This window comes from Trinickia dinghuensis (genome assembly GCF_003367175.1).
Taxonomy (GTDB): domain Bacteria; phylum Pseudomonadota; class Gammaproteobacteria; order Burkholderiales; family Burkholderiaceae; genus Trinickia; species Trinickia dinghuensis.
Genome location: NZ_QRGA01000010.1, coordinates 109813 through 128220, shown reverse-complemented (window position 1 = coordinate 128220; position 18408 = coordinate 109813). Strand labels below are relative to the sequence as shown.

General features: G+C 64.4%; 16 protein-coding genes and 1 pseudogene. 8 read left to right on the top strand and 9 right to left on the bottom strand.

What is annotated here, in order from left to right:
- Window positions 1-60: 60 nt before the first annotated feature.
- Window positions 61-1008 (top strand): dimethyl sulfoxide reductase anchor subunit family protein, encoded by a 948-nt coding sequence (locus DWV00_RS18735; RefSeq protein ID WP_115535094.1) that lies wholly within the window; start codon window positions 61-63, stop codon window positions 1006-1008.
- A 58-nt stretch (window positions 1009-1066) separates the two neighbouring features.
- Here the strand turns inward: DWV00_RS18735 and DWV00_RS18730 are convergent, their stop codons facing one another.
- The 3 genes from DWV00_RS18730 to DWV00_RS18720 form a co-directional block, all read right to left on the bottom strand.
- On the bottom strand, window positions 1067-1819 hold the full coding sequence (locus DWV00_RS18730) for an IclR family transcriptional regulator (RefSeq protein ID WP_115535277.1): 753 nt from the start codon (window positions 1817-1819) through the stop codon (window positions 1067-1069).
- A 144-nt stretch (window positions 1820-1963) separates the two neighbouring features.
- A complete protein-coding gene (gene pdxR, locus DWV00_RS18725) occupies window positions 1964-3496 on the bottom strand; it encodes a MocR-like pyridoxine biosynthesis transcription factor PdxR (RefSeq protein ID WP_115535093.1) in 1533 nt (510 codons plus the stop codon).
- A gap of 96 nt (window positions 3497-3592) precedes the next feature.
- Complete coding sequence (locus DWV00_RS18720) at window positions 3593-4573, bottom strand: LysR substrate-binding domain-containing protein (protein WP_115535092.1); 981 nt, start codon at window positions 4571-4573, stop codon at window positions 3593-3595.
- A gap of 251 nt (window positions 4574-4824) precedes the next feature.
- On the opposite strand from DWV00_RS18720, the gene DWV00_RS18715 reads away from it, so the two are divergent.
- On the top strand, window positions 4825-6144 hold the full coding sequence (locus DWV00_RS18715; RefSeq protein WP_115535091.1) for an MFS transporter: 1320 nt from the start codon (window positions 4825-4827) through the stop codon (window positions 6142-6144).
- Window positions 6145-6248: 104 nt separating this feature from the next.
- Window positions 6249-7814 (top strand): sulfatase-like hydrolase/transferase, encoded by a 1566-nt coding sequence (locus tag DWV00_RS18710; RefSeq protein WP_115535090.1) that lies wholly within the window; start codon window positions 6249-6251, stop codon window positions 7812-7814.
- 40 nt (window positions 7815-7854) lie between these two features.
- Here the strand turns inward: DWV00_RS18710 and DWV00_RS18705 are convergent, their stop codons facing one another.
- Genes DWV00_RS18705 through DWV00_RS18695 form a run of 3 tightly spaced genes read right to left on the bottom strand, consistent with a single transcriptional unit; the run spans window position 7855 to window position 10834 of the window.
- Window positions 7855-9300, bottom strand: coding sequence for a LutB/LldF family L-lactate oxidation iron-sulfur protein (locus DWV00_RS18705; protein ID WP_115535089.1), 1446 nt, complete (start codon window positions 9298-9300; stop codon window positions 7855-7857).
- Window positions 9297-10037, bottom strand: coding sequence for a LutC/YkgG family protein (locus tag DWV00_RS18700; protein ID WP_115535088.1), 741 nt, complete (start codon window positions 10035-10037; stop codon window positions 9297-9299). Before DWV00_RS18700 ends, DWV00_RS18705 begins: the two co-directional genes overlap by 4 nt.
- The gene (locus tag DWV00_RS18695; RefSeq protein WP_115535087.1) at window positions 10037-10834 is read right to left on the bottom strand and encodes a (Fe-S)-binding protein; all 798 of its coding nucleotides are present in this window, start codon (window positions 10832-10834) and stop codon (window positions 10037-10039) included. The genes DWV00_RS18700 and DWV00_RS18695 overlap by 1 nt, the downstream gene beginning before the upstream one ends.
- Window positions 10835-11012: 178 nt before the next feature.
- Here DWV00_RS18695 and DWV00_RS18690 point away from each other — a divergent pair, with 178 nt between their 5' ends.
- From DWV00_RS18690 to DWV00_RS18680, 3 genes and pseudogenes are all read left to right on the top strand, one after another.
- Window positions 11013-11681, top strand: a complete 669-nt coding sequence (locus tag DWV00_RS18690) for a FadR/GntR family transcriptional regulator (RefSeq protein WP_115535276.1) — start codon at window positions 11013-11015, stop codon at window positions 11679-11681.
- A 309-nt stretch (window positions 11682-11990) separates the two neighbouring features.
- The gene (locus DWV00_RS18685; protein WP_115535275.1) at window positions 11991-12290 is read left to right on the top strand and encodes a hypothetical protein; all 300 of its coding nucleotides are present in this window, start codon (window positions 11991-11993) and stop codon (window positions 12288-12290) included.
- A gap of 426 nt (window positions 12291-12716) precedes the next feature.
- A pseudogene (locus DWV00_RS18680) lies at window positions 12717-13898 on the top strand (MFS transporter); the annotation flags it as partial.
- 86 nt (window positions 13899-13984) lie between these two features.
- On the opposite strand, the gene DWV00_RS18675 reads toward DWV00_RS18680, so the two are convergent.
- The 3 genes from DWV00_RS18675 to DWV00_RS18665 form a co-directional block, all read right to left on the bottom strand.
- The gene (locus DWV00_RS18675) at window positions 13985-14494 is read right to left on the bottom strand and encodes an RloB domain-containing protein (RefSeq protein WP_115535086.1); all 510 of its coding nucleotides are present in this window, start codon (window positions 14492-14494) and stop codon (window positions 13985-13987) included.
- Entirely contained in the window at window positions 14494-15687 is a 1194-nt protein-coding gene (locus DWV00_RS18670; protein WP_115535085.1) for an AAA family ATPase, read from the bottom strand. The genes DWV00_RS18675 and DWV00_RS18670 overlap by 1 nt, the downstream gene beginning before the upstream one ends.
- A gap of 124 nt (window positions 15688-15811) precedes the next feature.
- Window positions 15812-16516 (bottom strand): hypothetical protein, encoded by a 705-nt coding sequence (locus DWV00_RS18665; protein ID WP_115535084.1) that lies wholly within the window; start codon window positions 16514-16516, stop codon window positions 15812-15814.
- Window positions 16517-16787: 271 nt separating this feature from the next.
- On the opposite strand from DWV00_RS18665, the gene DWV00_RS18660 reads away from it, so the two are divergent.
- Both DWV00_RS18660 and DWV00_RS18655 read left to right on the top strand, forming a co-directional pair.
- Window positions 16788-17654, top strand: a complete 867-nt coding sequence (locus DWV00_RS18660; protein WP_115535083.1) for a fumarylacetoacetate hydrolase family protein — start codon at window positions 16788-16790, stop codon at window positions 17652-17654.
- Window positions 17651-18403 carry an SDR family NAD(P)-dependent oxidoreductase gene (locus tag DWV00_RS18655; protein WP_115535082.1) on the top strand — a complete coding sequence of 251 codons (753 nt, stop codon included), beginning with the start codon at window positions 17651-17653 and terminating at the stop codon, window positions 18401-18403. Before DWV00_RS18660 ends, DWV00_RS18655 begins: the two co-directional genes overlap by 4 nt.
- Window positions 18404-18408: the final 5 nt, after the last annotated feature.

Genomic DNA, 18408 nt, shown 5'->3' with positions numbered 1-18408 from the left:
AGCGCGAAGCTAAAACAGAACTAGTACGGCATCAGTCCCTATCGGCGTTACGGAGTCCCCATGCGGCCTGCTTTCTCAGTCATTTTTCTCACGACGCTATGCGGCGCGGCGCAGGGGTTGTTGCTGACCCTCGTCGTGTCCGAAGCCGCTTCGCGCGCGGTGAGCGTAGACGTGCCGTCCGCATTCTATGTGGTCGGGGCGGCGCTGGCCGTCGTTCTCGGCACGCTCGGCCTGGCCGCGTCGTTTTTCCATCTCGGGCATCCTGAGCGCGCGTGGCGCGCGGTTGCGATGTGGCGCACGTCGTGGCTCTCGCGCGAGTGCATCGCGTTGCCGGTGTTTCTGGCGCTCACGACGGCATACGGCGCCGCGCATTGGGCCGGCGTCGGCAGCACGCTCGAGATTGGCGTGCTTGCCGCAGCCGCGAGCGTGGCGTTGTTCGTGTGCACCGCCATGATCTATGCGTGCATGCGGTTCCTGCAGGAATGGGCCAGCCCGTTCACGCTCGTGAACTTCGTGCTGCTCGGCTGCGCGTCCGGCTGTACGCTCGCGACGGCCTGTGCCGCCTGGCTCGCGCCCGCGCTCGTCGGCTGGCTCGCCGCGTGCGCTTGCGTGTTGACGCTGGCGGGTTGCGCGACGCGTCTCGCATCGCTGGCGCGGAACGCGCGCCTCAAGCCGAAGTCGACCGTGCAGAGCGCGACCGGGATTCGCAACGCGAAGATCGAGCAGAAATCGCGCGGCTTCACGGCGAGCGCATTCAACACGCGCGAGTTCTTTCACGGCAAGAGCGGCGCGACGCTGCAGGTCGTCAAAGTCGGCTTCGTGATCGGCGCGTTCGCGGTGCCGTTCGTGTTGACGGGGGCCGGCGCCCTTGCGCCTAGATCGGCTGCGGCGGCGGTCGCGCTCGGCGCGGCGTTCGTGATTCAGTATGCGGGGCTGATTGCCGAGCGCTGGTTCTTCTTCGCCGATGCCCGGCATCCGCAGAATATCTACTATCAGCGGGCCTCGTGAATCAGCGTGGGCATCGTACGTAATAAGGCGTGGCGTGACGTGACCTGAAGACGCTCGCTCAAAACGTCTTCGACAGCTTGCGCGCGGCCTCTTGCAGGCGCGGCACGCTGTCGAGCAGCTTCGAGAGCGGCATTCTGGAGACGGGCGCATGCACCGCGACCGCCGCCACGCAGGTTCCGCCCGCGGCTGCGATCGGCGCGGCGATGCAGACGATGCCGGCCACGTATTCCTCGTTATCGATCGCAACGCCCTTGTGCGCCGTCCGATCGAGTTCGGCTTCGAGCAGTTCGGGATCCGAGATCGTATTCGGCGTGTGGCGCGTGAGCGCCATCGTGCGGACGAGGGCAGTGCGCTCCTCGCGCGGCAGTTGCGCGAGCAGCAGCTTGCCGCTCGCGCTGCAGTACGCGGGCACGCGTGAGCCCGGCTTAAGGTCGAGCCGGAGCGGCCACGCTGCCTCGACCCGATCGAGATAGACCACCTCGGTATCGTGCAGCATCGTCAGATTGCAGGTTTCCCCGAGATCGGAAACGAGACGCTCGAGGATTGCGTGGCGTTGCCGGCGCGTGCCGGCATGCATCATCACGGAGACGCCGAGCCGGGCGAGCCGCGGCCCGACCGCATAGGCGTTCTTCTGGCCGGGCGCGCGGATGACGAGCCCACCGGCTTCGAGCGAAGCCAGCATCCGATGCAGCGACGCCTTCGGCATATCGACGTCGCGCGCGAGATCGGCGAGCGAGATCGCATCGCCCGCGTTGACGAGGTGTTCGATCAGCGCGAAGGCGCGCAGGGTGGGCGTATCCGCGGGGAGCATGACGGCCGTGTCGAAAAAGTGGACTGCGGCCATTGTACCGAATGGCTTTCGTCCACAGGCCCGCGCGTAACAAGTTCGCCCATCCGCCTATCGGCTCGACTACGGAACGAATCGTTCCAAAAAACTGAAGAATTCAAGCCCGTCTCAGCCGGTGCGCTGCTGCGCACGCACGCATTGCGCGAGCGCGCGCACGCCGGCTTCGATTCGATCCGGCGCGATGGCCGAGAAGCCCATCCGGAAATGGCGCCGCGCTTCGTCGTCGTCGTTCGCGAAGAACACGTCGCCGGGCTCGATCACCACGCCGACCGCCAGCGCATCGGTGGCCAGGCGCTCCGCGTCGAGCCACGCCGGGCCTTCCACCCATGACGAGGCGCCGCCTGTGATCGGCACGTAGCGCGCTTGCGGCAGATGCGCGTCGAGCGCGGCCATCAGCGCCTGCGCACGTTCGCGGTAGGCGTGCGCGAGCCGCCGCAGCAGCGCGTCGTGGTGCCCGAGCGCAAGAAACGTCGCGAACGCGCGTTGGACGTAGCCTACGGGATGCCGAATCATCAAGCGCCGCAGCGCGCGCAATTCGCGGATGAGTTCGCGCGGGCCGACCACATAGCCGAGCCGCAAGCCGGGGGCGAACGTCTTCGTCAAGCTGCCGACGTAAATGACGCGGTCGGCCGCGTCGAGGCTTTTCAGCGCGGGATGCGGCGTACCGGAGAACGTGTTCTCGCTTTCGTAGTCGTCCTCGATGATGACGAAGTCGTTGCGCTGAGCGCTTTCGAGCAGCGCGCGTCGGCGTTCGATCGGCATCGTCGCCGTGGTCGGACACTGGTGGCTCGGTGTCACGTACACGTAGTCGCAGCGCGCGAGCGTATCCTCGGCCGTCTCCGGCGCGATGCCGTTGCTGTCGACACGCAGCGGCAGCAACCGCGCGTTGCGGTTCTCGAAGATATTGCGCGCATCGGGGTAGCCCGGGTTCTCGAACCCGACCGTCGTGTCTTGGCCGCACAGCAAATCGGCGATCAAGTACAGCGCCTGCTGGCAGCCGATCGTGATGACGATTTCGTCGGGCATGGCGAACACGCCGCGCCGCGGCAGCACGCGCGTGCGGATCTGCTGGATCAGCGATTCGTCGTCGCGTTCGATCAGATCGGGCGCCCAGTTGCGGATCTCCATGATCGACAGCGCTTTCATGCAGCACTCGCGCCAGTCGTTGGTCGGAAAGAGCGACTGGTCGAATTGGCCGTAGATGAAGGGAAACTCGCAGTGCTGCCAATTCGCGGGCTTGACGATGTTGCGCTGGTTCGACGGCAGGTGCGCGATGCGCTGCCGCCAGATCGGGCGGCCAGCCGTATCGTCTTCGGCGGCAAGCGGTGCCGTGGGCGGCGGCGCGCCGAGACCGGGCAGGCCGCGGAGCATCTCCGGATTGACGAAGTGTCCGCTGCGCTCGCGCGAGATCAGATAGCCTTCTTCGACGAGCATTTGGTAGGCGAGCACGACCGTGTTGCGCGCGACGCCGAGCTGGTCGGCCAACTCCCGGCTCGACGGCAGAGCGACGTCGGGCGGCAGTTGCCCGTCGAGGATCGCGGCGACGAGCATTTGCCGGATCTGGTCCTGCAGGCTCGTCTTCGACGGCGACGACCGCGTGAATTGCTGGGCCCATAGGGCGGTCGGCGTACGGCTCGGCATACCGGCTCCTTTCAGTGTTCAAGCGTTGATCGGACTGGCGAAGGCGCTGCGTACGAGCATGATAAATAGGAATACGCGGTGCGGGGTGCGATCGCTTCACCGATGCGCGGCCTTGGCCGCATCGCTGAGGCAGGCGCGAAACAGGGCGGCGGCCGGCGTGTCCTCGGCATCGATGCGCCACGTCGTGCTGACCGGACCGAGCGGGGCGCCCAGGCTTAGCGGCAGGATCTTCAAGGTGCCCACCTCCTCTTGATGCCGCGCGTGCGAGCGCGGCAGCAGCCCGAGCATCGGGTACGCCTGCAGCATGCTCACGTTGGCGTCGATCACGACCGACTCGACGGTATTGATCGGCGTGCCGACGCCATGCGTCTCGAGCACCGACAGCAGATGCCGATGCATCGGCGCGCCGGCGCTCGGTACGATCCACGCCAAGCCGGTCAAGTCCGCCCATTTGATGCGCTTGCGGCGCGCGAGCGGATGCGTGCGCGCGACCACGATGACGGTCGGATCGTCGAACAGCGCCTCGCTCGTGAATTCGGGCGCCGCGAGCCCGCGAGCCAGGCGCCCGACGATCATGTCGAGCTGGCCCGCGCGCAGGGCCGGCACGAGCTGGTCGAGCGTGCCTTCATGCAGGCAGACCGTCGCGGTGGGCGAGCGCTGCTTGAACAGCGCCACGGCGGCCGGGATCAGGATCGGCGCGGCCACCGACAGCACGCCCACCTCGACGCGGCCGCCCGTGCCCGCCGACATCGCATGCAGTTCTTCGCTGGCGCGCTGCGCGAGCAGGAGCAGTTCGCGCGCGTGCCGGATCAAGCATTCGCCGTGAGCCGTGGGGCGGATGCGGCGGCCGTCGCGCTCGAACAGCGGTATGCCGATGCCTTTTTCCATTTCTCCGAGCATCTTCGAAACGGCCGGCTGGGTGACGCTCAACGCGCTCGCCACCTTGGCCACCGTCTGGCGATCGGCAAGCGCCACGAGCAATTGCAGATGCCGCAGCTTCAGCTGGCGGGAGAAGTAGCTTTCGATCGCGGTGCGATCGAGCGGTGCCTGGGGCGGGGCGGGAGAGGCGGCAGCCACGAATCATTACCGTTGTCTCATGAATCGACGTCAATATCTCATTGGACCGTCGCGACGTAAATCGGGAGAATCGATAACGCATACAGGCGGTGAAGCCACGACAGCAACGAGCCCGCCGGCAGCACGGTCGAGCGTGACCGTGAATGGCGGCGAGACAGACGTTGCAACACCGACACTAAAACAGACACGAGACAATGCCGCACCGTTCGGCGCTCACCGCTCGAGCGCGGCGCCCCCAGGAGAACCCCGTCATGCCGACTTCCCCCGCGCTGCCTAGCGCGAATCGCCGCGCCATCGTCGCCAGTACCATCGGCAACGCATTCGAGTGGTACGACTTCATCGTCTTCGGCTTCCTGTCGGTCATCATTGCAAGACAGTTTTTTCCCTCGTCGAATCCGACGGTGTCGATGCTGATGACCACGGCGACTTTCGGCAGCGCATTCCTGATGCGGCCGATCGGCGGCATCTTGCTGGGGATCTATGCCGACCGCGCCGGGCGCAAGGCCGCGCTGTCGTTGGTCATTCTCCTGATGACGGTGTCCTCGGCGATGATGGCGTTCACACCCGGGTACGCCACGATCGGCATTGCCGCGCCGATCGTCGTCGTCTTGGCGCGGCTGCAGCAGGGGCTGTCGGCCGGCGGCGAGTTCGGCAGCGCGACGGCGATGTTGATCGAATATGCGCCGGCGCATCGGCGCGGCTTCTACGGCAGCTGGCAGAACTTCGGGCAGTTCGTCGCCGCGGTGACGGCCGCGCTGATGGGTGCGCTCGTCACGCGCGGGCTCAGCGCGAGCGCGCTCGATGCCTGGGGGTGGCGCATCCCGTTCATGTTCGGCTTGGTGATCGGTCCCGTCGGCTTCTATATCCGCACGCGTCTGCACGAGCCGCCCGCCTATGAGGACGCGGCCGGTGCCGTGGCGGGCAAAGCCGCGTCGATGCTCGGCACGGTTTGGCGCGAGCATCAGGCGGCGCTGTGGATCGCCTTCGGGCTCGTTGTCGCGAGCTCCGTCGCGCAATACGTGCTCAACGTCTACCTGCCGGTGTACGCGGTGCGGCAACTGGGGCTGCCGGTCTCGGCGCCGTTCACCGTGCTCGTCGCGACGGGTACGCTGCGGATGATTCTGACGCCGTTCTTCGGTTCGCTGTCCGATCGCATCGGGCGCAAGCCGGTGATGGGCGTATCGATGGCCCTGTACGTCGTGACCATCTACCCGCTGTTCGTTTGGCTCGTTGCGGCGCCGAGCTTGTCCCACTTGCTGGCCACCGAGGTGGTATTCGCGGTGCTGATGGCCGCCGCGCTCGGGCCGGCATCGACCGCGCTCGCGGAACTGTTCCCGACGCAGGTGCGCGCGACGGGCTTGTCGATTTCGTACAACGTGGCCACCACGCTGTTCGGCGGCTTCTCGCCGTTCCTCGTCACCTGGCTGATCACGGAGACGGGCAACAAGATGATGCCGGCCTACTTCGTCACGGCGGCCATGATCGTCGGCCTGATCGCGCTGTTGCCGATGCGCGACGCGGCGCGCCGAACGGCCCGCTCGCGGCTCGATGAGGGCGCCTTCGAGCGCTGACCGTTCGTCAAATTTCGATTCGAACGCCGAACGCCCAATACCGAGCGCCTAATCCCCGGTACCGATACCGATACCGATACCGATCCTGATACCCGATACCTACGATGTCGTCGATTCGCAATGTGCTCTTCGTGATGTGCGACCAACTGCGGGCGGACCATCTGTCCTGCTATGGCCATCCGTATCTCGCCACGCCCAACGTCGACTATTTGGCGCGGCGCGGCGTGAAATTCGAGCGCGCGTTCGTGCAGTCGGGCGTGTGCGGCCCGTCGCGCATGTCGTTCTACACTGGGCGCTACGTCGCCAGCCACGGCGCGACATGGAATCGCGTGCCGCTCTCGATCGACGAGATCACGCTCGGCGAATATCTTGCCGAGCGCGACATGAAGCTCGCGCTGGTCGGCAAGACCCACGTGATGCCGGACAACCGAGGCCTGAAACGGCTCGATCTGGACGGCGGCAATGCGTTGGGCGCGTTGCTGCGCGAGGGGCATTTCGCGCTCGTCGATCGCTACGACGGCCACCATGCGGAGCCCGCGGGAGGGTATGCGCAGTATCTGCGCGATCGAGGCTACGCGAGCGACGATCCGTGGACCGACTATGTGATCTCGGCGGAAGACGAGCAAGGCCGCATCGTCAGCGGTTGGCACATGCGCAACGTGCACTTGCCGGCACGCGTGCGAGAAGGCGACTCGGAGACGGCGTACACGACCGATCAGGCGATCCGTTTCATCGAGCGCCAAGGCGACGAGCCGTGGGCGATGCACTTGTCGTATGTGAAGCCGCACTGGCCGTATATGGCACCGGCGCCGTATCACGACAAGTACACGCTCGACCAATGCTTGCCGGTGCGTCGCGCGCAACGGGAGCGCGAGGCGCCGCATCCGGTGACGGGCGCCTACTTCCAGCAGGAAGAGTGCGCGAATTTCATGCGCGACGACGTCATCGCGAAGGTGCGGCCCGCTTATCAAGGTTTGATCGGTCAGCTCGACGATCATCTCGGCAGGCTGTGGGAAACGCTGGATAGGCTGGGGCGCTGGCAGGACACGCTGATCGTCTTTACGGCCGACCACGGCGATTTTCTCGGCGATCACTGGCTCGGCGAGAAGGAGTTGTTCTACGACACCGTTCAGCGCGTGCCGTACATCGTCTACGATCCTTCGCCGCAAGCCGATGCCACGCGTGGTCATGGCGATGCGCGATTCGTCGAGGCGATCGATACCGTTCCGACGATTCTCGACGCGCTCGGCATGCCGATACCCGAGCATCGCATCGAAGGGCGCTCGCTGCTCGCGCTCACGCGCAATGCCGAGCCGGGCACGCCTTGGCGCGATGCCGTCTTCTCGGAACTCGACTATTCCTATCGGCAGGCGCGCCAAATCCTCGGCCGCGGACCCGACGCGTGCCGCGGCTGGATGGTGCGCACCGAGGCATGGAAATACATTCACTGGGACGGCTACGCGCCCCAACTCTTCGACCTGTGCAACGACCCCGACGAATTCGTCGACCTCGGCACGGACCCGGCCTTCGACAACGTCCGGCAAGCGATGCGCGAGCGTTTGCTGGCTTGGACCCTCGGCTTGCGCAACCGCACGACCGTGACGCTCGACGACGTCGAGCGCGGCACGCATCAATACAAGAAAGCCGGCGTGTTTTACGGCGTGTGGTGAGCGGGAAGCTGAGCGCGAGCGGGGCGTAAAGCGTCGAGCACTACTCGGGCTGTCCTCGTTCTCGCAGCAGATCGGCGAGGCTGCGCGCGGCCGGCTTGAGCGGCGTGCGATGCTGCGTCCATCCCGCCTGCCGCGATGGCGTCAGTGCGTTCAGCCGGGTAGCCAGCCAGCGGAACGCGCGATAGCGAGCGGGATGCGCGAATGCGCCGCTCCAGAAGCGCCAAATCAATCGTTCGCCGCGGCTGTACTTCGCGCCCTGGCCGCGCAGCGCGTGCGCCACGTGCTGTTCGGGCGCGCGGTTGGCCTCGGTTCGCAGACGGATCAGCAATTGCGGAATCGGGATCCGAACGGGGCAGACCTCGCCGCATGCGCCGCAAAGACTCGACGCCGTCGGCAGGTCTGCCGTCGCCTCCAAGCCCAGCAAGTGAGGCGAGATGATCTTGCCGATCGGGCCGGGGTAGGTGGTGCCGTAGGCATGGCCGCCGATGCGGGTATAGACCGGACAGTGATTCATGCAGGCGCCGCAACGGATGCATTGCAGCGTGGCGCGTAGCTGTTCATCGGCGTAGGCCTGACTGCGGCCGTTGTCGAGCAGCACGAGATGCATCTCGCGCGGGCCGTCGAGTTCGCCCGGGCGTCGCGGGCCCGAGATCAGATTGAAGTAGGTGGTGATGGCCTGGCCCGTGGCCGACCGCGTGAGCAGGCTCGACAGCGGCACGATGTGTTCGAGCTTCGCGACGACCTTTTCCATCCCCATGATCGCGATGTGCACGTCGGGCACGGTGGTGGATAGGCGCCCGTTGCCTTCGTTCTCGACGAGCCAAAGCGTACCCGTATCGGCGGCGGCGAAGTTCACGCCCGACAATCCGATGTCGGCTTCGGCGAAGGCATGGCGCAGCGCGCGGCGGCCGGTCTGGATCAATGCATCCACATCCTCGGTATAGGCCGTGCCGGGAATGTGTTGCTCGAATAGCTTGCCGATGTCGCCGCGCGTCTTGTGGATGGCGGGCATCACGATATGCGAGGGTTTTTCCTCGGCGAGCTGGACGATGTATTCGCCCATGTCGGATTCGATGCAATTCACGCCGCGTTCGGCGAGGTAATGGTTCAACTCCATTTCCTCGCTGGCCATCGATTTGCCTTTGATGACGCGCCGAGCGCCGCGTGACTGAGCGATGTCGAAGACGATCGCATTGGCCTCTTCGGCGGTGCCGGCCCAATGCACGTGGACACCGGCCGCGGTGAGCTTCGCCTCCAATTGAACGAGCAGCGCCGGCAGATGCGCCAACGCATGCCGGCGGATGGCCTCGCCGAGATCGCGCAACCGTTCGAGTTCCTCCCCATCGGGGAACTGTGCCGCGCGCTTGCCTTGAAGGAAATCCATCGCGCCGCGGAAGCTGCCGCGCAAGGCGTCGTCGGCGAGCGCGGTTCGCGCGCGGGCCTTGAATTCGATGGGCGGGACGAACTGGATGCTGTGCTCGCTCAAGACGTACCTCCTTGCGTGCTTTTTTGTGACGGCTCGTCTTGTTCGACGATGAAGACCCACAACCGGCTCGGGCCATGTGCGCCATAAGCCAGCGTTTGTTGGATATCGGAGGTTTTCGAGGGACCCGACACGAGGACCAGATTCGTCGGCATGCCGGCTGCCCACCGTTTGGTCCGCATCGCGGCATGCAAATCGACGTGCAGGGTATGGGCGTGCACGAGCGCAATGTGCAGTGGCGGGACGAGCGAAACGGTGCGCGGAGTCCCTTCATCGGGCGCCAGGATCAAGGTGCCGGTGGCGGCGATGCCCGAGCGAGCGACCGTGAAGCCGGCGTCGACGGTGTCGAACAGTTCGGTCTTCCATCGTTCCAATGGGCGCGCGTAGGAGAGCGCTTCCACCGAGGCCGGCAGGACACGAGACAAGGCTGCGCCTTCCGCGCGGGCCGGATCGAGCAGCAGGCGGCGGATGCCCGCGTCGCGCAACTGCTGAGCCAGTAACGCAGGCCAGGAAATCGCGTCGGTTCGCCATACCTGAGCGTGAGCTGCTTCCAATATCGTTTGGAACGTCGTCGTCGGATCTTGGCCTGCAGTGGCCTGGCGCTCGAGTCGCGATGCGTAATGCGCGTCGATACGCCGGCTCAAGGTCTCGGCATCGTCGATCGCAGTCGACGTCGCGCTCGCGGCGCGCAAGCGTGCGAGCATCCGCTCCCGCGAGTTCGAGTACGTGCTGGCGCTCATTAGACGTCTCCGTTGGCGGGGGTCGTACGGCGCCACAGGAAGCTGGCGAGATGCTCGACCGCGAGCGGCGCACCCGATTGCTGTGCCGCATGGCCGATGTTCAGCAGACAGCCGCAGTCGGCCGAAACAAGGCGATCGCACTGGGTCGCGCAGGCCGAGGCGACTTTGTCTTTCACCATCGCACCCGAGATGTCGGGATGCTTGAGCGAAAAAGTGCCGCCGAAGCCGCAGCACTCGGATTCGCGCACGTGCTCCACGCGCGTTACGCCGGGAAGGGCGTCGACAATTTTCACGCCGTGCTCGCGCGTGCCCATTTCGCGGCGAGCGGAGCACGATGTATGCAATGCCACGCGCTCGGTTTTTGCCGCGTCGGCGATAGCATCGCGGAAGTCGAGTTTCAGCACGTGCAGCAGGAATTCGCCGAATTCATACACGCGCTCTGCGAGTGCACGGGCGCGAGGGGCCGCATTGTCATCGTGCTCGTCTTCGTCCTCGAACAGCTTCGGCCAATGGTGGCGCAGCATGCCGGCGCAAGAGCCCGACGGCACGATCACCGGCCAGGGCTCGGCGAATAAATCGAGCTGAGCGCGCGCCACCTCGCGCGCCTCGCGGGGGTGCCCGCTCGTGTAGGCCGGTTGCCCGCAGCAGCTTTGCTTGCGCGGAAAGTGCACGGTCAAGCCTTCGCGTTCCAGCAGCCGGACCGCGTCGAGGCCCGCCTGCGGCACGAACAAATCGATCAAGCAGGTGGCGAATAGATAGACGTCGGTCGGGGGCGAGGGATAGTGTCGTGCCGTCATTCTCGTTCCATTGGGATGGGGGCGCATGCCGTGCCGCGCGTTGACATTGACGCGATCATTCCCGTCGCTGAGAATGAGTGCAAATTGGTTGGACCAATTCGAAATGGCAAAGAGAACGGACGGGGAAGGGCGAGCGAAGGCGGCGGGCGTTTCGAACAGCGGGCGCGTCGAAGCGGTGATGCGCCGCCTCGAAACGGCACTGCTCGACGGCACCTGGACGCCGGGTACGCGTTTGCCATCGGAGCGCCAACTGGCCGAGCGCTACGGCGTGTCGCGCAACACGGTGCGCGAGGCGCTTCAACGGTTGGTGGCCCGCGATCTTTTGCGAAGCAGGCGCGGAGCGGGCGTGTACGTCACCGATCGATTGCGCAGCGGCATCGTGTCTCCTTGGGGGCAACTCGTAGCGGAACATCCGGCGCTACGGGAGGACATCCTCGAGTTTCGCCATGTTTTGGAAGGCGCCACCGCGTACTTTGCCGCGTTGCGTGCGGATGCCGCCGACCTCGAGCGCATTCGTGCGCTGATGAGCGAGCTTGCGCGCGCACGCGAGGCGGATGACAAAGCGGCGGAGGCCGACGCCGATGCCAAGCTGCATGACGTGATCGCGCGTGCTTCGCACAACACGATGTTCTTGCACCTGCATGCGAGCGTGGTCGGCATGCTGCGAGAACACATCGCGATCAGCGGCACCGGCTTGAGGGAACGATACGAAGATGCCTCCGAACATTTGCTGATGCAGCATCGGGCGTTGTGCGAGGCAATCTTGGCGCGGCGTCCTGAACAAGCGCGTACTGCCATGCAGGCACATATCGACTTCGTCCGCGACCACACGGCGGGCGAGGGGTAGTAGAAGAGAGTGTGCGTATTGGGTGCGCTGCCAGTGCTTCGCAGGTTGAATTCGTTACGAAGACGCGTAGTCCGAACTGCGCCGTGAAAAACCGCCTCGGCCCCAGATTGGGGAGGAGGACGCGTCACTTTCGCCGGTTATCCCAAAAATCGAAATTCACCATTGCGAATAGCGCGCTTAATCATCTGGGACCATTTTCCTAAGATTCGCATTATCGGGCGCAGACTCGACTCCGTGCTGGCGGTTCATGGCATGGCGTGGATTTTGCGCAATCCCGGGCTGATAAACCTGATTAAGGAGGAGCGAATCATGAGCAAGGTAACCATCACATTGATCGCAGCCGCGGCTGCACTCACGCTGTCGAACGGAGCATTCGCGCAAAACAACACGCTGGCGACCCCGACGGTCACGTCGCCGGCCGCTGCCACGCCGGCTGCTACGACGAGCGGCTATGGCATGCCTGGTATGACGAACTCGGAGAGCGGCACGGCGATGCAGACTTCAGATCAGGCGAATGGCATGAACATGAGCACGATGCCGACGCTGCCCGCAAATGGGGCCAATAACACGCTGGCGACACCGTCCGTGAAATCGCCGGTTGCTCAGTAAGAACGATCGGAACAATTAGGACTGGCAATCGGATGCAAATGAGCGAAAGCGATTGAGCGCTTCGATTACGTAGGCCCTTTGACCGGTGCTGCATAAAAAAGACCGTTGCCCGCAAGGACAACGGTCTTTTTTTCTGAGCGCAGAGCTTTCTACAGACCTGATGTCGGACAGCGAAGAAGTGAAAAGCTTAAGGAGGAGCCGGGGAGGTCCGCGCGGCGATCAAGGATCAGGGATTGATGCTGTGGTCGGCGGCGAACTTCGCTGCGGCGTCGACGTAGTTGGACCGCACTTTGAGGCCGCGGATCAACGCCGGGATCGTGACTTCGTAGAGGGACAGGGACATGGTGGGCTCCTTCTTTGGCGGGCAGCGCTCGAGTCGGGGGGATGTCGGCTTAATCACGCCAGCTTGTCGAAGAAGAGATAGATGGCGCCGCGCTGTTCGTCCCTAGCTCGCTCGCGATCATCGGTGCCATATTCGAGGGCGAAGCGCGCGCACGTGCGATCGGCACCTGGGCGGGCGTCGGCGCTATCACGTCGGCGGTGGGGCCGGTGGCGGGCGGTTGGCTCGTCGACGCGTTGTCGTGGCGCGCGATCTTCTTCCTTAATGTGCCGCTTGCGGTAGTCACGATCGCGCTCGCGATGTCGTCGGTGCCCAACAGCCACAAGCCCGACGCGCAGCAGCAATTGGATTGGCCCGGCGCGCTGAGCGCGGCCGCGGGGCTCGCCGGCCTCACGTATGGTTTGACCGAGGCGTCGGCGCGCGGCTTCGTGCATCCGCTCGTACTGTCCTCGATCGGCGCGGGCGTGCTCGTGCTGGCCGCATTCGTGATGATCGAAGCAAGAAGCCGTTACCCCATGATGCCGCTCGACGTGTTCCGCTCGCGCGATTTCACCGGCGCCAACCTCGTTACGCTGCTGCTTTATTTCGGCCTGAGCGGGGCACTGTTCTTCCTGCCGTTCACGCTGATCCGCGCGCATGGCTACACCGCGACCGAAGCCGGCGCAGCGTTGCTGCCCGTGCCTGTCATCATCGGTTTGTTGTCGCGCTTCACTGGCGGCCTGACGAGCCGCTTCGGTTCGCAGGCGCTATTGAGCGCAGGGCCGGCCGTTGCCGGAATCGGGTTCGTGATGCTTGGGCTGCCGTTCGTGCGCGGCAGCTACTGGGCCGGATTCTTCCCTGCGCTGACCGTCCTCGGGCTCGGGATGACCATCACGGTCGCACCGCTCACGACCACCGTGATGGGCTCGGTGCAGAGCGACCGCACGGGTGTCGCATCGGGCATCAACAATGCAGTCGCACGGATTGCGGGCCTGTTGGCGATTGCGGTGCTCGGCATCGTGTTCGTGTGGTCGCATGACGCGGCACTTGCGGCGCGGCTCGACGCACTGCAAGTTCCTCCGGGTGCTCGCCGGACCGGGCAGTTGCTGGAACCTGACGCGTACTCCGGGGCGGCGGGCGGCGATAGACGCACATTGCCGCGGACACCCGTGGCGCAGGCGGAAGCCGACGCCATCGCCGATGGACTGCGCGCCGTCGCGCTGGTGTCCGCCGCGTGTGCATTCGCAGGAGCGGGTCTCGCGATGGCGACCATCCGGCGCCGCAAGTGATCTGCTTGGCGTCGCAGGAGGCGCCCCCAATATCCGACTAGCCGTCGATGACCAAACTTCAGCGAATTTCACTTCCTGCGCCAACGCTACCGACGCAGTAGTCGGAGTAGATGATCGAGCGTCAACTCTCTTTGCCGTGCCATCTGCAAAATATCGTCGCCAAAATTCGTGCTGTAGTTCCTCGGATCGAGGCCATCTCCGTTGACGAGGGGTGCGAATCGGCGCTTCAACTCGTCGGCGCGCCCCTCTGCCGACTGCCGATGCACGCGCAGCATCATGGCTTCAAACATGGGCTCGGAACGAAGAACCTGGATTCGATGCTCGTTTGCGCGTTTGGCGACCGCCGGCCCCCAGTCCGTATCGGTGTCGAGCAGCACCGCCACGGTGTCATACGCAGCGTTGAGCCGTTGCCGTATTGCCACGTCAACGACGTGCGCCGCTCCCTTACCCCTGGCGCAGATGACTTTCACCGCGAGTCCGCAGCCACGCTCGACATACAGCGCTTTGATATGGCTCAGGAATGCAACCTCAGTCTCTCCTTCACCAACCAGCAGCAAGGTTTCATACTCTTCCCGGAACCCGCGTTTTTTCGCCATTACAGATCGGGGACCGCGCCAAACGCACCGGCCATGTACTTGGCATAGAGACTCACGTCCGAGCGTACGCCAGCAACCTCGTCTAGGCGAATGGCGCTGCTTTCGCAATCCGCATCCTTTTCGACCAAGATCACCTGGTGCTTGTCCAGCACGTTCAGCACCTCCATCGCATGGCTAGTAAAGAGGAGCTGGGCATTGCGCGGGTTGGTCCTCTGGCTTGCGAACAAACCCAAGATGGCATCCAGCATGTGCGGATGCAGATCGCTCTCGAATTCATCGATCACGGCTAGACCGCCGACGCTCAAAGCCGGTAACAGGGCGGAAAGCAGCGAGAATGCGCTCTTCGTACCGTTCGACTCTAGAAACAGCTGCAGTGTGTACTCTTGGCCACGACTCTTGTGGCGGCCAAAAGGCACCCAAACCTTCTCCTTCTGGTCCGGAGCAAGGGGATTCGGTGTGACCTCGGCTTCCCGGATCTCTACACCCGAGAGCCCCAAATCCCAGCCGCACAGCAAGCGCTCCATTTCGGCGCGTTGCACTGCGTTAGCCTGGAATCCCTTTGCTGCTTCCAGCACGCCCAAATCGCCAGTGTTCACACGGCCCGACACGCCGACGTTACTGTAAATGTTCGGAGCAGCGATCTTGAGCGCCAACGGCACGCCGTATTGCGCTGCCCAGGAAATCAGAGACACATTGGGGCGGGCTTCGACGGCTTTGCCCGGGTCGAGGCCGAAATCCTGCTGCCGGACGACGTAGGAGCCTTTGGCCTCGCTCCAGTCTCGCGCGAACACATAGCGAAAGCGGTCGTGCTTGCGGTACAGCGCTTCATGCAAGACGCGCTGCGGTGTGCAGCGCAGGACGTACCGCCACAGCTGGCCATCGAAGTCGGCCGTGCACTCGATCTCTACGGGCTCGCTCACATTGGCAAAGTGCGGCTGAACCGGAATGGCCGAGCCGACCTGCGCTTGTTGGAACGACGACGTGAAAAACCAGCTGAGGAACGCCATGGGCTTGAGCAAAGCCGTCTTGCCGGAACCGTTCGCGCCGATAGCGCCCGCTACTTTCGATACGCGCTGGCCCGTGGCACAGCTTGCGATCCAGTCAGTGTCCGGCGCCCGCTGGTTGACGAGCAGATCGACATCGACTCGTTCCCGGAACGACTGGAAGTTCGTGGCTGCGTAGCTATGCAGCATGTAACGCCCCTAGTAACCATTGTTTCGAACGGATTTCCGTGCGAAATGGCTAATTGTACTCGTTTTTTTGGGGGTGGGGCGGCGCAATCCTTTGGCCCTCAGCGCAGTGAATGCGATGCGGGGATCATTCAGTCCGGTACCAGCGACCGGATTCCGGACACACAGCGGCGGGCGCGCCGTCCAACAAGACCTGCTCTTCGTCGAGTTGCGGCGAGGTCGAATCGGCGATGTCGAAGACCACGCCGAGCGCTTGCCGAACATGGGCGTCTTCGATGGGCAGTTCCCAGGTCAGGAATACCTGGTTGAAATCCTGGCCCGGCGGGAAGTCGGCCGCGCTAAAGCCGTTGCCGCGGCGCTGAATCACGCCGTGCGGTTGACCGGTATCGAATATCACCGCTGTTCCCCGCGTGAGTGGAATGCGATGGCCCGTGGCGGGAAAATGCACGTCCAGGCCTTTGTCGTCGCTGAGGAAGAGATTGCAAAAAGCCGCACCACCATATTGCGCACCGTCATGGTGGTACCTCGCGCCACGGCAGGCCATCAGTGCGATGTCGCTCTCGGCAAGCACGGTGGACAAACCGAGCGCGCGCGTCCAGTCTGCCATTGCCTGCACACAGCGCTTGTACTCCGGCCAGCGCGCTTGTGTTCGCGCCAACGGCATGGCCTCGACATCCCCGGGTTCCAGCACGAGTCGCGCCGATATCTCTCTTTGCCAATCCGCAAGCAGGCGCGCCGTGGGCACCGGCACATCGAGCATGCTCGATAAGACGACGTCACTGACGCTTCGACTGCGGATGGCGTCGCCGCTCCAGAAATGGGAAGTCAACATGTCTTGAACTCGACGCGGTCGAAAATGAATGCACCCGGGGATTGTAACGATTTAGCCCGATCAGCCCGATCAGCCCGATCAGCCCGATCAGCCCGACCACCCGCTCAATCAGCGGTGTATCGCATCGACGCGCGACGAAAGGCGATTCCCGCCCCGCCGCGCCGCGATTCGAATTCGTTATCGGCGGATGCGCGTTTCGGATTGTTCGGCTATTGCGGCCCTTCTATAGTCCTTCGTCAACGGTATTCCAATCCAGACGAGGAGACGTCGTATGAAACTAGTGCGTTTCGGCAGCCCGGGCGAGGAGCGCCCCGGTGTAATCGACCGGCAAGGCCGCATCCGCGATTTGTCCGGCCAGGTATCCGACATCGCGTCGGAAACGCTGTCGCCCGCCGGCTTGCAGCGCCTAGCGGCGCTCGAGCTTGAATCGTTGCCGCTCGCCCCGGCCGACGTGCGCCTCGGCCCCTGCGTCGGCCGTGTCGGCAAGATGATCTGCGTCGGCCTCAACTATTCCGATCACGCCGCGGAATCGAACATGCCGGTGCCCACCGAGCCCGTCCTGTTCATGAAGGCGACCAGTGCGATCATCGGCTCGAACGACGACGTCGAAATCCCGCCCGGTGCGCAAAAGGTCGACTGGGAAGTCGAACTCGGGGTGGTCATCGGCCGGGCAGCGCGCTACGTGACGCGCGAGCAAGCGCTCGACTACGTCGCCGGCTACTGCGTCGTCAATGACGTTTCCGAACGCGCCTACCAGCTGGAACGCGGCGGCCAATGGGACAAAGGCAAAGGCTGCGATACGTTCGGCCCGCTCGGGCCCTGGCTCGTCACGCGCGACGAGGTGCCCGATCCGCAGTCGCTCGACATGTGGCTCGAAGTCGACGGCAAGCGCTACCAGAACGGCAACACGAAGACGATGGTGTTCGACGTCGCCACGCTCGTCTCCTACATCAGCCGATTCATGAGCCTCCAACCGGGCGACGTCATCTCGACCGGGACGCCGCCGGGCGTCGGCATGGGGCAAAAACCCGAGCCTGTCTATCTGCGCGCGGGGCAGACGATGCGTCTGGGCATCGCGGGCCTCGGCGAACAACGTCAGCGCACTGTCGATGCACGTATCGAAGGGGAGGCACGATGAACGAGATCGATCTGAAAGGCCGGACCGTCGTCATCACGGGCGGCGCGCGTGGCATCGGCTATGCGGTCGCACAGCGCGCACTGCGATCGGGCGCGTCAGTCGCCCTTTGGGACGTCGATGCGACGCGTCTCGAACGCAGCCGCAGCGAACTATCCGAGCTGGGCAAGGTATCGGCCGTGACCGTCGATCTCGTCGACGAAGCGGCCGTCGAAGCCGCTGCCGCATCGACCTTCGCCGAGCACGGTTCGATCGACGTCCTGATCAACAGCGCGGGGATCACCGGCGGCAACGGCTCGACCTGGGAGTTGGATCCGGCCGTCTGGCGACGCGTGATCGAAGTGAACCTGATCGGCTCGTATCTGACCTGCCGCGCGGTCGTGCCGCGCATGCTCGAGGGAGGCTACGGCCGTATCGTCAACATCGCCTCGGTGGCCGGCAAGGAAGGCAACCCGAACGCCTCGCACTACAGCGCATCGAAGGCCGGCTTGATCGGGCTCACGAAGTCGCTCGGCAAGGAATTGGCCAAGCGAAACATCTTGGTCAACGCCGTGACCCCGGCCGCGGCGAAGACGGAGATCTTCGATTCGATGTCGCAGGAACATATCGACTACATGCTGGCGAAGATTCCGATGAATCGCTTTTTGCTGCCCGAGGAGGCTGCCTCCCTGATCCTTTGGCTCTCGTCCGAGGATTGCGCGTTCAGCACGGGGGCGGTGTTCGATCTGTCCGGCGGACGCGCCACCTATTGAACTGC

What these genes read in the sequence shown, in the direction of transcription:
- DWV00_RS18735 (WP_115535094.1), top strand. Translation starts at nt 61, where the DNA reads ATGCGGCCTGCTTTCTCAGTCATTTTTCTCACGACGCTATGCGGCGCG.
- DWV00_RS18730 (WP_115535277.1), bottom strand. Translation starts at nt 1,819, where the DNA reads ATGCTCCCCGCGGATACGCCCACCCTGCGCGCCTTCGCGCTGATCGAA.
- pdxR (WP_115535093.1), bottom strand. Translation starts at nt 3,496, where the DNA reads ATGCCGAGCCGTACGCCGACCGCCCTATGGGCCCAGCAATTCACGCGG.
- DWV00_RS18715 (WP_115535091.1), top strand. Translation starts at nt 4,825, where the DNA reads ATGCCGACTTCCCCCGCGCTGCCTAGCGCGAATCGCCGCGCCATCGTC.
- DWV00_RS18710 (WP_115535090.1), top strand. Translation starts at nt 6,249, where the DNA reads ATGTCGTCGATTCGCAATGTGCTCTTCGTGATGTGCGACCAACTGCGG.
- DWV00_RS18700 (WP_115535088.1), bottom strand. Translation starts at nt 10,037, where the DNA reads ATGAGCGCCAGCACGTACTCGAACTCGCGGGAGCGGATGCTCGCACGC.
- DWV00_RS18695 (WP_115535087.1), bottom strand. Translation starts at nt 10,834, where the DNA reads ATGACGGCACGACACTATCCCTCGCCCCCGACCGACGTCTATCTATTC.
- DWV00_RS18690 (WP_115535276.1), top strand. Translation starts at nt 11,013, where the DNA reads ATGCGCCGCCTCGAAACGGCACTGCTCGACGGCACCTGGACGCCGGGT.
- DWV00_RS18685 (WP_115535275.1), top strand. Translation starts at nt 11,991, where the DNA reads ATGAGCAAGGTAACCATCACATTGATCGCAGCCGCGGCTGCACTCACG.
- DWV00_RS18675 (WP_115535086.1), bottom strand. Translation starts at nt 14,494, where the DNA reads ATGGCGAAAAAACGCGGGTTCCGGGAAGAGTATGAAACCTTGCTGCTG.
- DWV00_RS18670 (WP_115535085.1), bottom strand. Translation starts at nt 15,687, where the DNA reads ATGCTGCATAGCTACGCAGCCACGAACTTCCAGTCGTTCCGGGAACGA.
- DWV00_RS18665 (WP_115535084.1), bottom strand. Translation starts at nt 16,516, where the DNA reads ATGTTGACTTCCCATTTCTGGAGCGGCGACGCCATCCGCAGTCGAAGC.
- DWV00_RS18660 (WP_115535083.1), top strand. Translation starts at nt 16,788, where the DNA reads ATGAAACTAGTGCGTTTCGGCAGCCCGGGCGAGGAGCGCCCCGGTGTA.
- DWV00_RS18655 (WP_115535082.1), top strand. Translation starts at nt 17,651, where the DNA reads ATGAACGAGATCGATCTGAAAGGCCGGACCGTCGTCATCACGGGCGGC.